At 42.0% G+C, this 17,780-nt stretch carries 16 protein-coding genes; 4 read left to right on the forward strand and 12 right to left on the reverse strand.

What is annotated here, in order from left to right; translation table 11 throughout:
* Positions 1-28: 28 nt before the first annotated feature.
* The 4 genes from DBK98_RS16955 to DBK98_RS16970 form a co-directional block, all read right to left on the reverse strand.
* The gene (locus tag DBK98_RS16955; protein WP_005806551.1) at positions 29-598 is read right to left on the reverse strand and encodes a flavodoxin; all 570 of its coding nucleotides are present in this window, start codon (positions 596-598) and stop codon (positions 29-31) included.
* A gap of 176 nt (positions 599-774) precedes the next feature.
* Positions 775-1,344, reverse strand: a complete 570-nt coding sequence (locus DBK98_RS16960) for a sugar O-acetyltransferase (RefSeq protein ID WP_005806553.1) — start codon at positions 1,342-1,344, stop codon at positions 775-777.
* Positions 1,345-1,588: 244 nt separating this feature from the next.
* Positions 1,589-2,668: a PspC domain-containing protein gene (locus DBK98_RS16965; RefSeq protein ID WP_005778228.1), complete on the reverse strand. Its 1,080-nt coding sequence runs from the start codon at positions 2,666-2,668 to the stop codon at positions 1,589-1,591.
* Between the two features lie 12 nt (positions 2,669-2,680).
* Positions 2,681-3,016: a PadR family transcriptional regulator gene (locus DBK98_RS16970; protein ID WP_005820533.1), complete on the reverse strand. Its 336-nt coding sequence runs from the start codon at positions 3,014-3,016 to the stop codon at positions 2,681-2,683.
* A gap of 160 nt (positions 3,017-3,176) precedes the next feature.
* Here DBK98_RS16970 and DBK98_RS16975 point away from each other — a divergent pair, with 160 nt between their 5' ends.
* Positions 3,177-3,674 (forward strand): GNAT family N-acetyltransferase, encoded by a 498-nt coding sequence (locus DBK98_RS16975; RefSeq protein ID WP_005806558.1) that lies wholly within the window; start codon positions 3,177-3,179, stop codon positions 3,672-3,674.
* A gap of 108 nt (positions 3,675-3,782) precedes the next feature.
* Here the strand turns inward: DBK98_RS16975 and DBK98_RS16980 are convergent, their stop codons facing one another.
* From DBK98_RS16980 to uvrA, 3 genes are all read right to left on the reverse strand, one after another.
* Positions 3,783-5,441 (reverse strand): peptide MFS transporter, encoded by a 1,659-nt coding sequence (locus tag DBK98_RS16980; RefSeq protein ID WP_005778234.1) that lies wholly within the window; start codon positions 5,439-5,441, stop codon positions 3,783-3,785.
* Between the two features lie 61 nt (positions 5,442-5,502).
* Positions 5,503-5,982, reverse strand: coding sequence for a Cys-tRNA(Pro) deacylase (ybaK, locus tag DBK98_RS16985; RefSeq protein ID WP_005778236.1), 480 nt, complete (start codon positions 5,980-5,982; stop codon positions 5,503-5,505).
* 160 nt (positions 5,983-6,142) lie between these two features.
* Positions 6,143-8,971, reverse strand: a complete 2,829-nt coding sequence (gene uvrA, locus DBK98_RS16990) for an excinuclease ABC subunit UvrA (RefSeq protein ID WP_032537050.1) — start codon at positions 8,969-8,971, stop codon at positions 6,143-6,145.
* A 176-nt stretch (positions 8,972-9,147) separates the two neighbouring features.
* Here uvrA and DBK98_RS16995 point away from each other — a divergent pair, with 176 nt between their 5' ends.
* Together DBK98_RS16995 and DBK98_RS17000 are read left to right on the forward strand one after the other, a co-directional pair.
* Positions 9,148-10,917: a LysM peptidoglycan-binding domain-containing protein gene (locus tag DBK98_RS16995; RefSeq protein WP_032530071.1), complete on the forward strand. Its 1,770-nt coding sequence runs from the start codon at positions 9,148-9,150 to the stop codon at positions 10,915-10,917.
* A complete protein-coding gene (locus DBK98_RS17000) occupies positions 10,914-11,621 on the forward strand; it encodes a porin family protein (protein WP_032537049.1) in 708 nt (235 codons plus the stop codon). The genes DBK98_RS16995 and DBK98_RS17000 overlap by 4 nt, the downstream gene beginning before the upstream one ends.
* Before the next feature lie 75 nt (positions 11,622-11,696).
* Here DBK98_RS17000 and DBK98_RS17005 read toward each other — a convergent pair whose 3' ends face one another.
* From DBK98_RS17005 to DBK98_RS17025, 5 genes are all read right to left on the reverse strand, one after another.
* Positions 11,697-12,146, reverse strand: a complete 450-nt coding sequence (locus DBK98_RS17005) for a DUF4293 domain-containing protein (protein ID WP_005778244.1) — start codon at positions 12,144-12,146, stop codon at positions 11,697-11,699.
* 109 nt (positions 12,147-12,255) lie between these two features.
* Positions 12,256-12,591, reverse strand: coding sequence for a DNA-directed RNA polymerase subunit omega (locus DBK98_RS17010; protein WP_005778246.1), 336 nt, complete (start codon positions 12,589-12,591; stop codon positions 12,256-12,258).
* Positions 12,592-12,606: 15 nt separating this feature from the next.
* Positions 12,607-13,410 (reverse strand): outer membrane protein assembly factor BamD, encoded by an 804-nt coding sequence (locus DBK98_RS17015; RefSeq protein ID WP_005806568.1) that lies wholly within the window; start codon positions 13,408-13,410, stop codon positions 12,607-12,609.
* A gap of 186 nt (positions 13,411-13,596) precedes the next feature.
* A complete protein-coding gene (locus tag DBK98_RS17020) occupies positions 13,597-14,022 on the reverse strand; it encodes a hypothetical protein (RefSeq protein ID WP_005778250.1) in 426 nt (141 codons plus the stop codon).
* A 26-nt stretch (positions 14,023-14,048) separates the two neighbouring features.
* On the reverse strand, positions 14,049-15,347 hold the full coding sequence (locus tag DBK98_RS17025; RefSeq protein ID WP_005778252.1) for a phenylacetate--CoA ligase family protein: 1,299 nt from the start codon (positions 15,345-15,347) through the stop codon (positions 14,049-14,051).
* Positions 15,348-15,462: 115 nt separating this feature from the next.
* Between DBK98_RS17025 and uvrB the strand changes: the two genes are divergently transcribed.
* Positions 15,463-17,496 (forward strand): excinuclease ABC subunit UvrB, encoded by a 2,034-nt coding sequence (uvrB, locus tag DBK98_RS17030; protein WP_005806570.1) that lies wholly within the window; start codon positions 15,463-15,465, stop codon positions 17,494-17,496.
* The last annotated feature ends 284 nt before the right edge of the window (positions 17,497-17,780 follow it).

Genomic DNA, 17,780 nt, shown 5'->3' on the forward strand with positions numbered 1-17,780 from the left:
CGTTATCATTGTTTTTGGTTCCAGACAGTCAGTACCCTAACTTATCGACCCACTCACGAATGGATTTTTCATTGGCACGATTAAGTAATCTTCCCTCTTTCCATTTCAAATTGTGATAGTCTTTTTTCAATTCTGTCACACTACCTGTAATACTGCTTCCTCCCGAAGTGGCAAAAGGTATGATGATCTTATTTTTAAGATCATGACTTTCAATGAAAGTGTTCACAACCCGAGGTGCAAGATTCCACCAGATGGGATAGCCGATAAAGATCACTTCATAATCGGCTATGTTTTCTTTTTTATTCTTAAGGACCGGACGTGATTTCAGATCGTTCATCTCCACCGAGCTGCGCGATTGTTTGTTATGCCAGTCAAGATCGGCATTCGTATAAGGTTTTACAGGAGTGATGGCATACAGTTCACCACCCGTAACCTGAGCCAGTTTCTTTGCAGCTTCCGCCGTAGTACCGGTTGCCGAAAAGTAGGCAACTAAAATTCGTTTACCATTGTGCCCCTGCTTTATGGGATTTTGTGCCGCTGCGTGTAAATTCATAAATAAGATTGCTAAAAGCGTTAGTAAAACAGATTTTGTTCTCATATTATTCAATATTTTAATAAGTTATTTTATTACTTTTCTCATACGTTTACGATTGCTGCAATGCAAGCCGTCGATCGTTGCCTGCCACCATCCTTTGCTAAAGCTCAAACCATACAGGAGTACTGTCAAATATACGGCAGTTATACTCCGAATTTAGCAACTCTTCATCTTCAGCTCTATTCAGGGACTATTGATTTGATGAATTTCGCCGGAACTCCTCCGACAATGACATTCGGCGGCACATCTTTTGTGACCACCGCTCCCGCCGCAATAACGGCATTGTCACCAATCATCACACCCGGAAGAATTGTGGCATTTGCCCCTACCCAGACATTTTTTCCTAAAACAATCGGAGCAGGATACGTTGTTCCGCGGTCTTCAGGAGCAAGCCCGTGATTAAGAGTGGCAAACACTACATTATGTCCGATTTGGCAACTGTCGCCAATGGTTATGCCACCGTGATCCTGAAAGTGGCAACAGGCATTTATGAATACATCATCACCTATCACTATATTCTTCCCAAAATCAGTATAGAACGGAGGAAATACGCGAAGTGTAGGCGGAACCGGACTTCCAAAAAGCTCGGATAATAAATTTCGCACTTCGGCCGGCGTATGGTAAGAAGCATTCAGCCTGAATGTAAAACGCCTTGCCTCGTTACTCATATCATCCATAAAACAGTGGATTTCTTCTGTGTTGAGAGGCTTACGTGACTTTACATACTCTTTAAAACTTTCGATAGTCATATTATTGTCGTTATAATTTTACTCATACATCTTTGGCTACATCCTATGCCGCGATACCAATCCGATAGCCGATATATTTAATTGCAAAATTACCGGAATAAAAAGGAGCGGTTGTATATGATTTACGGATATTCATACCCGAATCCCCGATTTTGAAATAAAACGCATATTATCTACAAAAAAAATACCTTCCGGACACACAACGGAAGGTATTTCTACACATGTCAATCTATTCATGGACAGGTCATCCGACCAAAAGGAAAGGATAAGGCCATCCCAAATAAGACAGGTTAATAACAAAGATTACGGCTGCCAGCACCCACAGTATCAATAAAGACCATTTCAGTCCGGACGCCATAGCCGGCCAATCAAATATCTGTCGGAGAATAGCATAAATGATCCCCGCCAAAGGTATGCCCACCAATGCTACTCCTGCAATACTTCCTACAATGGTCATCATCGGCGAAGTGGAGATCAGCGGTGACCAATCGACTGCTGGCAGCATATGATAGAGAGCAGCTCCACCACCAATGGCTACTGCAATGGCAGCAATCACCAGAGCAACAAAAACAATGGCAAGCACAAAAAGCACCGGACTGCATATAATGGCGAGCACCACCAGACAGGCTTTCAGAAAGAAACCCGCTATCGATACCAACGCATCGCCCACCTTCTGCAGAAAACTGCGGGGCTTACCTGAATTTACATAATTGTTCACCCCGTTGGCTACCCTTTCAAACCCATCAGTCACCGTCTTACCGATATTCTCTATGGTGATATCCTCACCGCGCATACTCAACTTCTCGGCTGCCGTACGGGCCTCGGGAATAATCAGCCAACAGATGATGTATATAGGAATCAACACTCCATATCCACAGATCAGCACAACGAACATAATCAGTCGCAACAGCGTTACATCCCAGTTCAGATATGCAGCCAGCCCGCTAATCACCCCTCCCAATATTTTATCATCCGGATTACGGTAAAAACGGCGATGAATGGTTGTGCCGGATTGTGCCCCTGTATGTCCGGCTGTCTTTTGAGGTTCGTCTTCCTCACTCTCCTCACCAAAATCTTCAGGTTTTCCCATCCGGGCAATCACTTCTTCTACGTCGGCAATCGTAATCACTTGCGATCCGGCAGCCAACTTCTCGGCAAATAGTTCGGAGATGCGATTCTCTATATCGTTCACAATCTCCTCTGCTCCTTCTTGTTTGCGGAAGTGAAGTTTTAGGTTGCACAAATAATTATCGAGCAACCGGTAGGCATCCTCGTCGATATGAAAAACGGTTCCACCTAAATTTACGGTTAATGTTTTTTTCATCTTTATTTCTTTTTAAATGGATTCTCTATTAGCAATATGATTCACAGTTTCGTTCAGCTCCCTCCACGAAAGTTCCAGTTCGCCAAGGAACAACTCGCCTTTCTCTGTCAGCTTATAATACTTCCGTGGCGGTCCCTGTGTAGATTCCACCCATTCGTAACTAAGTAAATCATCGTTTTTCAATCGGGTCAACAATGGATACAATGTGCCCTCCACCACAATCAGCTTTGCCTCTTTCAACTTCTGGATGATATCCGAAGCGTAAGCCGGCTCTTTATGCAACAGCAGCATGATGCAATATTCCAGCATGCCTTTTCGCATTTGCGACTTTACATTATCTACATTCATAAGCTTTACCTTTTGATGCGACAAATATATGCATAACTTTAGTACTATGCAATGCAAAGTACCTTAAATTCATACTAATTAACTTATTAAGATACCTCCACCTTATTATAAAAGCAAATTATCACTATATTTGCGACATAAACCGAAAAATACAACAAACATGTTTACTATCCGAAAAGCCACTTCAGATGATTGCATACTGATTAACAAACTGGCGAAACAGGTATTTCCGGCTACCTACAAAGAAATACTTTCGCCCGATCAACTTGACTACATGATGGAATGGATGTACGCGCCCCTGAATATCCGCAAACAAATGGAAGAAGAAGGACACGTATACTTCATCGCTTACCAGGAAGATGAACCTTGCGGCTATGTATCAGTACAGCCTCAAGGAGATGATGTGTTTCATCTCCAGAAAATATATGTCCTTCCCTCTTTTCAGGGAGCACACCTGGGAAGCAAACTATTTGACCACGCAGTACAATACATCAAAGAGATTCATCCGTCTCCCTGTCTGATGGAATTAAATGTCAACCGGAATAACAAGGCATTGCACTTTTATGAACATAAAGGGATGAAAAAACTACGTGAAGGTGATTTTCACATCGGAAACGGATATTATATGAATGACTATATCATGGGATTGGAACTCTGATGCGCATGTAAAGAAAATGCCAATATAAGAAACGCCCCGTTACATATATTGTTATCGTAATAACAAATAATGTAACGGGGCGTTTGGTGTATAGATACAACCCGAAGGTTATGCTACTTTTTCAAGTTTCTTCATGATAGAGAAGATGAACAGAGCGGCCAGCAGACAGCATACGATAAGTACACTCCATACCATCCACAACTGCATGCCACCCCACAGATAACCAATGATGGCAACGAGGTAGTTACCAATGGCAGTTGCGGCAAACCATCCACCCATCATCATACCTTTGTATTTGGGAGGAGCTACTTTCGAAACAAACGAAATACCCATCGGAGAGAGGAACAACTCGGCGAAAGTAAGCACCAGATAAGTAGAGATCAACCAGTTTGGAGAAACCAGTGCGTCTTTCTCGATGCCACTGGCTGCCAGAGCATCCGGAGTAGGCAACCCGATAGACCCAATGGCCATTATCAAGAAACCGCATACGGCAATCATCATACCGATACCGATTTTACGCGGAGCAGAAGGTTCTTTCCCTTTTCTGGCAAGATATCCAAACACCGCCAGTGAAACCGGAGTCAAGGCAATCACGAAGAACGGATTGAATTGCTGGAAGATCTGAGGCAGAATATTAACAGTAGGATCCATAGAGCTATAGCTCCATCCCAGACAGAGAAGTGCGGCAGCAACTACTATACCGGCAATCATTTTTGATTTACCGGTCTTTCCCTGGAACAGTGAAAAAAGTCCGTAAATAACAATCAACAAGAAGGTGAGGTTCACGATATTGAAGCCCAAACGGTCGAGTCCGGTCACCTCTTGTGCGGTATAATCACGTGCAAAGAATGTCAGTGTCAGTCCGTTCTGGTGGAAAGCCATCCAGAAGAAAATAACTACGGCAAATACAAGCAACAAAGCCACGATGCGCTGTTTGGTTTGTTCCGGAGTCAACTTCTCCTCAACTACGTTAGCCGGTTTAGCTTGTTTAGAGTTGTAGTCGGCATGTTTAAATGTAGAGCGGAAAGCGACGTAAATCAACATCGAAATAATCAATGATACACATGCCACACCAAATCCATAGTTATATGCTTCAGAAAGCTTATCGATATAAGTAGTACAGAATGTGGCAATGTCGCCGGTAAAGTTCTGTGCAGCCTGCAATGATTCCAAAGTAGCCTGGTTAGCAGGAGTGATTGTACCGTCAAGATATTGATGTGCCAATGAAGGAATCTGAGGAACATACGAAAGCCCTGCCTTGCCCAACATATAGTTGGTTACCTTTGTAGCAGCTGTCGGAGCGTACATCGCACCGATATTGATAGCCATATAGAATATACTGAACGCCGTGTCACGTTTGGAGCTATATTCGGGAGCATCATACAAATTACCCACCATTACCTGCAAATTACCTTTAAAAAGTCCGGTACCGCAAGCAATCAGAGCCAGCGCACCAAACATCATTACTTTGCCGGAATCGTTGGAAGTCGGGATGGCAAGCAGTGCGTAGCCGATAAACATGACTACAATACCCATTGTCACCATTTTGCCATAACCAAACTTATCGGCAAGAATACCACCAAAGAACGGAATAAAATAAACAGCAGCCAAAAAGCATCCAAAAATGGTAGAAGTTTCAGCAGCAGTGTAACCAAACTTTGCTTGTAGAAACAAAGTAAAAATCGCAAGCATGGTATAGTAACCGAATCGCTCGCCTGTGTTGGCAAGTGCCAGAGCATACAAACCCTTAGGTTGTCCTTCAAACATAAAATTAGAATATTAGATTATTAAATAGATATTTTCTGCAAATATATACTTTTTACTGAAATTAAACAGTATATAATACACAAACTTCCGCCCGAACCTCGTTTATTAGCTCTTTAGGATCAATTTTTATCTGTAATCCGCGTTGCCCCGCACTTACATAAATATACGGAAACTCCAGACAGGTTTCATGGATATAGGTGGGAAAATGTTTTTTCATTCCGACAGGCGAACAGGCACCGCGGATATATCCGGTGACGGAAAGAAGCTCTTTCATAGGAATCATATCACAACTCTTATTACCGGACACCTTTGCGGCAAGCTTCAGATTTACCTCTTTGTCTCCGGGAATCACGCAAACGAAGTATCCCGTTTTATCGCCATGAAGCACAAGAGTTTTAAAAACCTGATCAATATTCTCTCCCAAACTGGCCGCTACATGCACAGCACTCAAATCATTTTCGTCTACCTCGTAAGGGATAAGTTCATAGGAGATTTTGGCCTTATCCAACAGACGGGCAGCATTGGTCTTATTGATTTTCATAGATATATGTATATTGGAGCAGCCATAGAAAAAAGCTGCTATTAGTAAGTTAATAACGTAACTCTACAAAGTTAACTTCGTAGTTGCAGGAAGTTAACTTTGTACAAATACGATATTAAATCTTTATTATTTAACAAGTTAATATCGTATATATAAATTATCAATCGATTCTCAGTTCTTCGCGAAGAAACTTCGGGGTATATCCTTTTGTACTCTTCGCAACCTCTTCCGGTGTCCCGAAACTGAGAAGTTCCCCTCCCCCTTTACCGCCTTCGGGGCCCATGTCGATAATGTAATCCGCCATCTTTATCACATCCAGATTATGCTCAATGACGATCACAGTATTACCTTTATCCACCAATTTATTTAATACTCCCATCAGCACACGGATATCTTCAAAATGCAGACCGGTAGTCGGTTCATCAAGAATATACAAAGTCTTTCCCGTATCTCGTTTCGAAAGCTCCGTTGCCAATTTTACGCGCTGGCTTTCACCTCCCGAAAGGGTGGTTGATGATTGCCCTAATTTAATGTATCCCAATCCAACATCCTGGATAGTCTTAATTTTGTTCAGAATCTGAGGAACATTTTCAAAGAACTCTACCGCACGGTTAATGGTCATATCGAGCACATCGGCAATGGATTTTCCCTTGAAACGCACTTCCAGAGTTTCGCGGTTATAACGTTTGCCATGACAAACTTCACATGGAACATATACATCGGGCAGGAAATTCATTTCGATTGTCTTGTAGCCATTCCCGGAACATGCCTCACAACGTCCTCCGGAGACATTGAAAGAAAAACGACCGGGTTTATAGCCACGAATCTTAGCTTCCGGCAATCCGACAAAAAGACTGCGGATATCTGAAAAGACACCGGTATAAGTGGCAGGATTGGAACGCGGAGTACGCCCCAACGGAGACTGGTCCACATTGACAACCTTATCTATGTTCTCCAATCCTTCAATAGAATCGTATTCCAAAGGATCCTGCAAAGAACGATAGAACTGCTGCGAAAGTATCGGTTGCAAAGTTTCATTTATCAATGTAGACTTACCACTACCGGATACTCCCGTAACACAAATCAGTTTGCCTAACGGAAATTCGACATCTACATTCTTCAGATTATTCCCTTTAGCGCCACGCAACCATAAAGATTTTCCATTACCGGGACGCCGCTTGGAAGGCACTTCGATGGCAGTTTGTCCGTTGAGATACTGTGAAGTAAGCGTACTGGTCTTCAACATCTTTTGCGGAGTTCCGGCAAAAACAACTTCTCCCCCCAGTCGTCCGGCTTTAGGCCCCATGTCAATCACATAGTCGGCAGCCAGCATCATATCTTTATCATGCTCTACCACGATCACAGAGTTACCCATATCACGCAGTTCTTTCAAGGAGTTGATTAACCGCAGGTTATCACGTTGGTGCAGCCCGATGCTCGGCTCGTCAAGAATATAAAGCACATTGACCAGTTGAGAACCAATTTGTGTGGCCAGACGGATACGCTGACTCTCCCCACCCGACAGACTAACGGAACTGCGGTTTAAAGACAGATAATCCAATCCTACATCCAACAGGAATTTTAAGCGGGTACGTATCTCCTTCAAAATCTCTGCGGCAATCATTTTCTGCTTATCCGTCAGAAATTCGTCCACTTTCATCAACCAGTCATACAACTCATTGATGTCCATATTTGAAAGTTCATTGATATTTTTATCATGGATACGGAAGTGGAGTGCTTCCTTATTCAGTTTCGCTCCCTTACATTCAGGGCAAACTGTGGTTTTGGCAAATTGTTCCGCCCATTTCTGTGCAGTGGCCGAAGCATCTTTCTCCTGCAACATCTGGATATACTTGACAACACCTTCATACGTCACAAAATAATCGGAAGAAGTACCTATCAAAGAGCTTTTTATCTTGATACGTTCGTCCGAGCCATACAGAATCTCGTCGATTGCATCATTTGGCAAATCTTTTACGGGAGTCTTCAATGACGCATCATATTTCTCCAGCAAAGCACCGATCTGCCAGAAAATCATTGCATTCTTATATTTACCTAAAGGAGCTATCGCCCCTTCATATATAGACAACTCTTTATCAGGAATCACCTTATCTACATCAATCTGACTGACTACCCCCAATCCCTTACAACGCGGACAAGCTCCCTGCGGAGAATTGAACGAAAAGTTGTGCGGAGCCGGTTCACGATACGACAGTCCCGTGACAGGGCACATCAGGCGTTTACTGTAGTGACGGATACTCTCTGTCTGTGCATCAAGAATCATCAATAATCCGTCGCCCTGCCGCATAGCAGTAGAGACACTCTGTTTCAACCGCTTGTCATCCTTATCTTCCACGATAAGCTTATCCACAACGACTTCGATGTCGTGGTTTTTATAACGATCCAGTTTCAGTCCGTGGGTGATTTCGCGTACTTCTCCATCTATACGGACATACAAATATCCCTTTTTGCGAATCTGCTCGAAGAGTTCTTTGTAATGTCCCTTACGTGAACGCACCAAAGGTGCCAGCATATAAATTTTCTTTCCTTTATAATCTTTCAGGATCAGTTCCAGTATCTGTTCCTCAGTGTATTTCACCATCTTTTCTCCCGAGAGATAAGAATAGGCTATTCCGGCACGGGCATAAAGCAGACGGAGATAATCGTAAATCTCTGTAGTAGTGCCGACCGTGGAACGGGGATTTTTATTCGTAGTCTTTTGTTCTATGGAAATAACCGGACTCAACCCTGTAATCTTATCTACATCCGGACGCTCCAGATTGCCCAGAAAGTTGCGGGCATAAGCCGAAAAGGTTTCAATATAGCGGCGCTGGCCCTCTGCAAATATTGTATCGAAAGCAAGAGATGATTTCCCGCTTCCACTCAGTCCGGTAATCACAGTCAGGCTGTCACGTGGTATTTCCGCATCAATGTCTTTCAGATTGTGTACGCGCGCACCGTACACATTTATATATTCTGTTTCCTGCATACTCTAACTTTTATTGAGTTGCAAAATTAATGTTTCCGCCCGAAATATAGTTTTAAAAAACACAATATTATTTTCTTAACTCAATATATTATGTGAATCTATGACATTATTCGTACCTTTGCCGTAATCAATTGAGAATTGAATAGTAAAAATTACAAATTAAGATTAATAAATTGATGAAATCAATCAAACGAATCTTCTTTCTCCTGTCTTTTATAAGTGTTTCCTATTTAAGCACATTGGCACAAGAGAACCAATCCTACTTCCTTCACACTATTGAAAAGGGGCAAAGCTTATATTCCATCTCAAGTATGTATGGAGTCAGCAAAGCAGATATTATTCGCCTGAACCCCGGTTGTGAGGACAAAATCTATGCAGGACAAGCCATCAAAATCCCACAGAACAAAACCGCCCAGAAAAGTGAAATGTTCCATACCATTCAACCGGGAGAAACCCTTTATCGGTTGACAACCACCTATAAAGTTTCTGCAAAAGCCATTTGTGACGCCAATCCGGGATTAAGTGCAGAGAACTTCCGTATCGGACAGGTTATCCGTATCCCTTCCGCTGCAGAAGCCATCGACTCTACAGTAGAAGCAGTAGTCACAACTCCCGAACAACCCATTATCCAACCGGCTGTAAAGCCCCGTTGCAGAGACATGCACAAGGTGAAACGCAGAGAGACTATTTTCAGCGTCAGCCGTGAATATGGCATTTCTGAACAGGAACTGATTGCAGCCAATCCGGAGTTGAAGAACGGTATGAAGAAGGGACAATTCCTTTGTATCCCCTATCCGTCAGAGAAATCGGCAGTCACTACTCCACAGACAGACACCAATATCACACCGCCAAGCAACAGCGAATTGTTCCGTGAAAACAAAGAAACACCCAAAAGCATTTCTACCATCAAAGCGGCTCTCTTGTTACCCTTTGACGACAAAAGAATGGTAGAATATTATGAAGGCTTCCTGATGGCAGTTGACAGTCTGAAACGTACCGGCACTTCAATCGATCTATACGTTTACGATTGCAATAAAGAAAGTTCATCATTGAACAACATTCTGGCAAAAAGTGAGATGAAGAATATGAATGTCATTTTTGGTCCGGCACAGCAACAGCATATTAAACCGTTAGCAGCTTTCGCGAAGAAAAATGATATTCGCCTGGTTGTCCCTTTCTCTTCAAAAGAAGGCGAAGTATTCAGCAACCCGTTTATTTATCAAATCAATACTCCACAGTCTTATCTGTACTCCGAAGTCTACGAGCACTTCACACGTCAATTCCCGAATGCTAACGTGATTCTTTTGGAATCTTCGGTTGTGGATAAAGATAAAATTGAATTTATCAAAGGCTTAAAACAGGAACTGGGAAGCAAAGGGATTCCGGTGAAAACATTAAAGGAAAACGCCCCGGTGGAAACGCTGAAAGCAACTTTGCGTAACGACAAAGAGAACTTCTTCATCCCCACCTCCGGTAACGATTTGACGCTTTTGAAAATCATTCCCCAATTGACATTACTTGTAAGAGATAACCCGGAAGCGCGTATTCATCTATTCGGTTATCCTGAATGGCAAACTTATACAAAGGATCATCTGGAAAGTTTCTTTGAGCTGGACACCTATTTCTATTCGTCATTCTACACGAATAATCTGCTACCTGCTGCAATCAACTTCACTCATGCTTATCGCAAATGGTACAGCAAAGAGATGGAAGAACGGTACCCGAAATACGGTATGCTGGGTTTTGACACAGGATACTTCTTCCTCAAAGGACTGTCCAAATACGGTTCCGAACTGGAAAAAAATCTCCCTCTGATGGATTTAACTCCTATCCAAACCGGATTTAAATTCCAACGTGTCAATAACTGGGGAGGATTTGTAAACAAGAAAGTATTCTTTGTCCATTTCACAAAGAACTTTGAATTGATTAAACTTGACTTCGAATGAAAAAGAATCAACTGAAATCAATCCTACTGGGAACTGCTTTGCTGGCAGGAATTGTACTACCGGCAAATGCCCAGATAGGCGAACAACGACATAATTTTGCCATCGGAATTAATGGAGGTGCAAATTACAGTACCGTTTCTTTCCAACCTACCATTAAGCAAAACGGATTATTAGGAATTACCGGAGGAATAACAGCACGTTATATTTCCGAAAAATACTTCGCTATGATTTGTGGAGCACAATTGGAACTTAACTTCTCGCAACGGGGATGGGACGAAAAATTCGACCCCGAGCAAGGCTTTTCTTCAGAAGACTCTTATGTCCGTACCCTGAACTACCTTGAAATACCTTTTCTTGCCCATTTGGCTTTCGGCAAAGACAGAGGAGCACAGTTCTTCATCAACCTGGGACCGCAAATAGGTTTCTTGTTAAGCGAAAACGAAAAAAGAGAAGGTAGTTGGAAAACAGCCAATCGGGCACCCAACGAACAATATGGAAAACGGATAGAAAATAAATTCGACTATGGAATTGCAGGTGGCGGCGGAATCGAAGTCAGGACTAAGGCCGGGAATTTTCTTTTAGAAGGAAGATATTATTTTGGACTGGCCGATTTTTATAACAGTACCAAAAAAGACTATTTTGCACGTTCGGCCAATAGTACCATTACAGCAAAAATCACTTATTTATTTGACATAAAGAAGTAAAAGCATATAAATGAATTCACCACAAAGGATATGGTGTCCATAGAGACATCCTGTATCCTTTGTGGTGAATCTTTTTTATCGGAGACGGTCGGCAGCCTTTACCATCACTTCATCCCGTCCTATCGCACGAATAGCCAAATAGTTGAGAATAATCGAAATCAACGGCAGGCACAACGCCCATGAAATCTGAAAAGCAGCATTCAGATCTTTCTTCAGGACAAACATAAAAGCAAGAAAGGTAAGATAATAACCAATCAACAAAATGCTATTGAATATCGACATGCGAATCTGCAACATACGGTTCTTGAAAAGAAAGATTGTGGCAAATGCGATGATTGCACTAAGCAACAATATACCAAATACTCCCCAAGTAGAATAAAACATTCCGTTCTGTTCCACCCCCAATGGTTTGAAAGTATACATGGCAGCATCAGCACCTATAAAGCTGCCGACAGGCAGACACATACTTGTTATCAGTAATGCAGTAACAAGCAAAAGATAAATCGTTTGAATTCGTTGAATCATAGTTTTTAAAGTTGTGTTTAATCCGGAATAAAAAAGTCAAGCAATAAGAGATAGAAGAATAGACTCCTACTTACTACTTGACTGTTAACTCTTCAACCGACGAAGAAAATTACTGTAATTTTTCTTTTTCCTTTGCCGGGTTTCTATAATAGATCTTTCCTTCTACATACTCTTGCGCAGCAATCAAATCGGGTTTCGGCAATTTCTCGTAGTAACGTGAAATTTCGATCTGCTCTCTATTTTCAAATACCTCCTCCAAATTATCGTTGTAGGAAGCAAACTCCGCAAGTTTCTTGGAAAGGTCGTTCTTTATTTCCACACTGATCTGATTGGCACGCTTACCAATGATAGCTACTGTTTCATAAACATTACCAGTATCGGCACATAAGTCCATCATATCACGGGTAATGGTATTCGTCGGAGCATTTGTTTTCTTGTAATCCATAAATCTATTTATAATTTAGTCCTTAATTACTTTTTGAGAATCTTTGAATATCCTTTCGGCTTCCTTCAGATATTTACTTTCCGGAAATTCATTCTTGAAAGCATAATATTCGTCTACCGTTTCACGGTAACGATCCATCTTCTTGTCTTCCACACTATTCACCGCCATTTCATACTTGGCCCGGAGAATCAATATAGACAGTTCTTCACGATAATCAGTATAAGGATAGTCCTTTAAAGCATTCTGGGCAGTGATCACACAAGACATGAAGTTATTGCCCAGATAATTACCAAGATTATAATATAATCTGGCAGACAGAAGTTCTTTCAAAACCAACTTGTCCTGCAAAGCAAAAATCATATTTTGTGCCTCCTGTTTTCTGCTGCTCTGGGGATAATATTCCAGAAACATCTGCAACTGCTGGATAGCCTGATAAGTACTTGATTGATCCAAACGGGGTTCGGGAGTATCCAAATACAGAGCTTTACCGGCATGGAAGCGGGCCAACTCTGAGAACTGACCGCGCGGATATGTATTGAAGTAAGTGATAAATGACTGGGCCGCAGTAGAATAATCTTTCTGATTATAATAACTCATAGCCAGCATGTATAATGATTCTTCTGCTTTATCCGTACCTTTCAGGATAGTTATCAACTCGTTCAGCAATGTAGCCGATCGATTATACTGACCTTTAGCGAAGTAGTTCTTAGCGGCCTCATACTTGTATTCGTAATCGGTGCTTTTTAGCAACTTATTGTACTCTCCACACGAGGATAAAACAGTAGCTGCAAGCAGCGTTATAATGATGTTCTTCTTCATTCTATATTTAAATAATGCGCAAAGTTAAAGATTCGCGCTGAATAAACCAATTAATCAATGTTTTTTAAGATAAAAAAGAATGGAAGAATAGAGTTTAGTTACGAATAGTGAACAAGCGATGATGGATGGCTAATTTATAAACAATGCAACAGTCATTCACTAACCACCCATCACTACTCACAGGTTTTACAGTTTATACAGGTCGCTTGCCGCCAGCAAGTCAACTTTCTTCTCTGTTAACACCCGGATACAATTTTCCATATCGTTGGGACGGATAATCACATTTGCAGAATTATTATTGGCAAATGAATACATATATTCAATGAAAACCCCTTCATTGGAAAGATATTGTAATACTTTAGCCAACGCACCGGGCACGTTAGGGCAGTTAATACCTACCACCTCCGTCACATTGACTGCGAAATGGTTATCTTTTAAAGCTTTGTAAGCCTTATCCGGATCGGATACAATTCCGCGGAGAATACCAAAATCGGCGTTCTCAGCAATGCAAAGAGCCGAAAGATTAATACCTTCCTTTGCCAATACTTCAGTCACCTCTGTCAGTCGGCCTGATTTATTTTCCAAAAAAATGGAAAGTTGTTTTGCTACCATAATAAATGACTTTATATTTATATTCGTTATAGTTTTCTATTATCAATCACACGCTTCGCTTTACCCACACTACGCTCGATGCTGCGAGGTTCCACCAACTTCACATCTACTCCCAAACCTAACACACTCTGCAAACGTGCTGTCAGCTTTTTCTTTAAAGCCAGCATCTTATTTATTTCATCCGAATAATAGTCCGGACGAACTTCAACTTTCAGTTCCATAGTATCCGTATTATTCTTACGGTCGATAGTCAGCAGGTAATGCGGCTCAAACTCTACCATTTCCAAAATAACAGATTCAATCTGTGTGGGGAATACATTGACTCCACGGATAATAAGCATATCATCGCTGCGTCCCAGAATACGATCCATACGTACCAAAGTACGTCCACAAGAGCATTTTTCATAATGCAATGCGGTCAGATCTTTCGTCCTGTAACGCAATAGAGGCATACCCTCTTTAGTCAGATGGGTGAAAACCAATTCACCGGTTTGCCCGGGCTCTACAGGCTGTAATGTATGCGGATCTATTATTTCAGGGAAGAAATGATCTTCATTCAAGTGGGTACCGTTTTGACACTCACATTCATATCCGACGCCGGGGCCTGCAATTTCACTTAATCCATATATATCATAAGCCTTAATCCCTAATTTTGCCTCGATGTCTTTACGCATGCTTTCTGTCCAGGGTTCTGCACCGAAGGCGCCTGCTTTCAGCTTAAACTCTTCACGCGGGAAACCGGAATCATTAATCGCATCAGCCAGATAAAGGGCATAAGACGGTGTACAACATAGGACGGTTGATCCGAAATCATGCATCAAAGTAATCTGTTTCTCCGTATTACCACTCGACATAGGAATAACTGAAGCCCCGATATTTTCGGCACCGGCATGTGCTCCCAGCCCACCTGTAAACAGACCGTAGCCATATGACACCTGAAATATATCCGAACGGCTTGCTCCATAGGCCGTAAAGGCACGGGACAAACACTCTGCCCAGGACGATAAGTCTTTACGGGTATACCCTACTACAGTCGGTTTGCCGGTAGTACCCGATGATGCATGGATACGTACAATCTGACTCATAGGCACGGCACACAGTCCGAATGGATAATTGTCGCGTAAATCTAATTTAGTGGTAAATGGTAGTTTGGAGATGTCTTCTATTCCGTTGATATCATCAGGAGTGATACCTAATTCTTGCATTTTCCTACGATAGAACGGCGTATTGTGATAAACGTATTCTACTATTTTCTTTAGTCTAATGCTCTGGATTTTACGCAAATTATCGCGTTCCATGCATTCGATGCTCTCATTCCAAATCATGTCTTTCGTTGTATTTTGTTAGTTATGTTGTGCAAAGTAAAGGATTTATTTTAAAAATCTATTTGTTTATCTCAACTATTTTGCCGAATATTGTCTTCTGAAAGAAAAAAGAAACATGAATTTTGAATTAACATCCGCATACAAGCCAACCGGAGATCAGCCGGAAGCAATCGCACAACTGACTGAAGGAGTTCTTGAAGGTATACCGGCACAAACGTTACTGGGTGTAACCGGTTCCGGAAAGACATTTACCATTGCCAATGTTATTGCCAATATCAATAAACCTACGTTGATTCTGAGCCATAACAAAACGCTGGCAGCTCAGCTATATGGTGAGTTTAAAGGATTTTTCCCCAATAACGCTGTCGAATATTACGTCTCTTATTATGATTATTACCAGCCGGAAGCCTACCTTCCGAGTTCGGATACATATATAGAAAAGGACCTCGCTATCAATGATGAAATTGACAAGCTCAGATTGGCTGCAACTTCAGCTCTCCTTTCCGGAAGAAAAGATGTGGTGGTGGTATCTTCCGTATCTTGCATCTATGGTATGGGAAATCCATCGGATTTCTATGATAATGTTATTGAAATAGAGAGAGGGCGAACCATCAACCGCAATGTGTTTCTCCGACGATTGGTAGATAGTCTGTATATGCGTAACGACATCGAACTCAATCGTGGAAATTTCCGGGTAAAAGGAGACACGGTAGACATTTATCTGGCCTACTCGGACAATTTACTGCGGGTTACCTTTTGGGGGGATGAAATTGACGGTATCGAAGAAGTAGACCCGGTTTCCGGAGTAACCATCGCACCTTTTGAGGCTTATAAAATATATCCCGCCAACCTGTTTATGACTACCAAAGAAGCAACCTTACGCGCCATCCATGAAATAGAGGATGATCTCACCAAACAGGTTGCCTATTTCGAATCTATCGGCAAAGAATATGAAGCGAAACGCCTTTATGAGCGAGTAACATATGATATGGAAATGATACGGGAACTGGGTCATTGTTCCGGCATCGAAAACTATTCACGATACTTTGACGGTCGTGCAGCAGGTACACGCCCTTACTGTCTGTTAGATTTTTTTCCGGATGATTTCTTGATTGTAATAGATGAAAGTCATGTAAGTGTTCCGCAAATACGTGCTATGTACGGAGGAGACCGGGCCCGCAAAATTAACTTGGTGGAATATGGCTTCCGACTGCCTGCCGCAATGGACAATCGCCCGTTAAAGTTCGAAGAGTTCGAATCAATGGCTAAACAGGTTATCTATGTAAGTGCTACCCCCGCCGATTACGAACTGGTGCAATCAGAAGGCATCGTCGTTGAGCAAGTGATCCGCCCTACCGGTCTATTGGATCCTATTATCGAAGTACGCCCCAGTCTAAACCAAATAGACGATTTGATGGAAGAAATCCAACTCCGTATCGAACGGGAAGAGCGCGTACTCGTAACTACTCTGACTAAACGTATGGCTGAAGAATTAACGGAATATCTATTAAATAATAATGTACGTTGTAACTATATCCACAGCGATGTGGATACCTTAGAGCGCGTCAAGATCATGGATGATCTTCGCCAAGGTGTATATGACGTATTGATCGGGGTAAATTTATTACGTGAAGGACTTGACCTTCCGGAAGTATCACTGGTGGCCATCCTCGACGCAGATAAAGAAGGTTTTCTCCGTTCACACCGCTCATTAACCCAAACGGCCGGACGAGCTGCCCGAAACGTAAACGGAATGGTAATTATGTATGCCGACAAGATCACGGACAGCATGCGACTGACCATTGACGAAACTAACCGCCGCCGCGAAAAACAACTCGCATACAATGAAGAGCATGGAATCACTCCACAGCAGATTAAGAAAGCACGCAACCTGGCTGTATTCGGCAATGGTAACGAAATGGAGGAAACGCAAAAAGCAGCCCGTGCATACGTGGAACCCTCTTCACCCAATATTGCCGCAGACCCGGTCGTACAGTATATGAGTAAAGCTCAGCTGGAGAAAAGTATGGAACGCACCCGTAAACTGATGCAAGAAGCAGCTAAGAAGCTGGAATTCATTGAAGCTGCCCAATACAGGGACGAATTGCTCAAGATGGAAGACTTAATGAAAGAGAAGTGGCCGGGATAAAAAACACCTTGGTTTTGATAGAATAACAAGTAGTTAGAATATATCAGAGAAACCATATTTTTCTTAATTATCCTAACAAATTCAATTAAGAAATAAAATAAATGTTATAAAATCAGGCGTTTCTAATAAAACGCTTGCTAATACTTGAAAAAGCTGTATCTTTGCAATGTGTTTTTCATAGTATTAGATTTAAGGTTAACAAAGGTTGGAGCAAGGCGTTGCTCCTTTTTTTATGCTTTCAAGTCAACTTTCAACCCAAATCCCTATCTTTGCAAAGAACTCTG

It is taken from the genome of Bacteroides sp. PHL 2737 (assembly GCF_004115325.2).
In the GTDB taxonomy this organism is placed as follows: Bacteria; Bacteroidota; Bacteroidia; order Bacteroidales; family Bacteroidaceae; genus Bacteroides; species Bacteroides hominis.

What these genes read in the sequence shown, in the direction of transcription:
- DBK98_RS16955 (WP_005806551.1), bottom strand. Translation starts at nt 598, where the DNA reads ATGAGAACAAAATCTGTTTTACTAACGCTTTTAGCAATCTTATTTATG.
- DBK98_RS16960 (WP_005806553.1), bottom strand. Translation starts at nt 1,344, where the DNA reads ATGACTATCGAAAGTTTTAAAGAGTATGTAAAGTCACGTAAGCCTCTC.
- DBK98_RS16965 (WP_005778228.1), bottom strand. Translation starts at nt 2,668, where the DNA reads ATGAAAAAAACATTAACCGTAAATTTAGGTGGAACCGTTTTTCATATC.
- DBK98_RS16970 (WP_005820533.1), bottom strand. Translation starts at nt 3,016, where the DNA reads ATGAATGTAGATAATGTAAAGTCGCAAATGCGAAAAGGCATGCTGGAA.
- DBK98_RS16975 (WP_005806558.1), top strand. Translation starts at nt 3,177, where the DNA reads ATGTTTACTATCCGAAAAGCCACTTCAGATGATTGCATACTGATTAAC.
- DBK98_RS16980 (WP_005778234.1), bottom strand. Translation starts at nt 5,441, where the DNA reads ATGTTTGAAGGACAACCTAAGGGTTTGTATGCTCTGGCACTTGCCAAC.
- ybaK (WP_005778236.1), bottom strand. Translation starts at nt 5,982, where the DNA reads ATGAAAATCAATAAGACCAATGCTGCCCGTCTGTTGGATAAGGCCAAA.
- uvrA (WP_032537050.1), bottom strand. Translation starts at nt 8,971, where the DNA reads ATGCAGGAAACAGAATATATAAATGTGTACGGTGCGCGCGTACACAAT.
- DBK98_RS16995 (WP_032530071.1), top strand. Translation starts at nt 9,148, where the DNA reads ATGAAATCAATCAAACGAATCTTCTTTCTCCTGTCTTTTATAAGTGTT.
- DBK98_RS17000 (WP_032537049.1), top strand. Translation starts at nt 10,914, where the DNA reads ATGAAAAAGAATCAACTGAAATCAATCCTACTGGGAACTGCTTTGCTG.
- DBK98_RS17005 (WP_005778244.1), bottom strand. Translation starts at nt 12,146, where the DNA reads ATGATTCAACGAATTCAAACGATTTATCTTTTGCTTGTTACTGCATTA.
- DBK98_RS17010 (WP_005778246.1), bottom strand. Translation starts at nt 12,591, where the DNA reads ATGGATTACAAGAAAACAAATGCTCCGACGAATACCATTACCCGTGAT.
- DBK98_RS17015 (WP_005806568.1), bottom strand. Translation starts at nt 13,410, where the DNA reads ATGAAGAAGAACATCATTATAACGCTGCTTGCAGCTACTGTTTTATCC.
- DBK98_RS17020 (WP_005778250.1), bottom strand. Translation starts at nt 14,022, where the DNA reads ATGGTAGCAAAACAACTTTCCATTTTTTTGGAAAATAAATCAGGCCGA.
- DBK98_RS17025 (WP_005778252.1), bottom strand. Translation starts at nt 15,347, where the DNA reads ATGATTTGGAATGAGAGCATCGAATGCATGGAACGCGATAATTTGCGT.
- uvrB (WP_005806570.1), top strand. Translation starts at nt 15,463, where the DNA reads ATGAATTTTGAATTAACATCCGCATACAAGCCAACCGGAGATCAGCCG.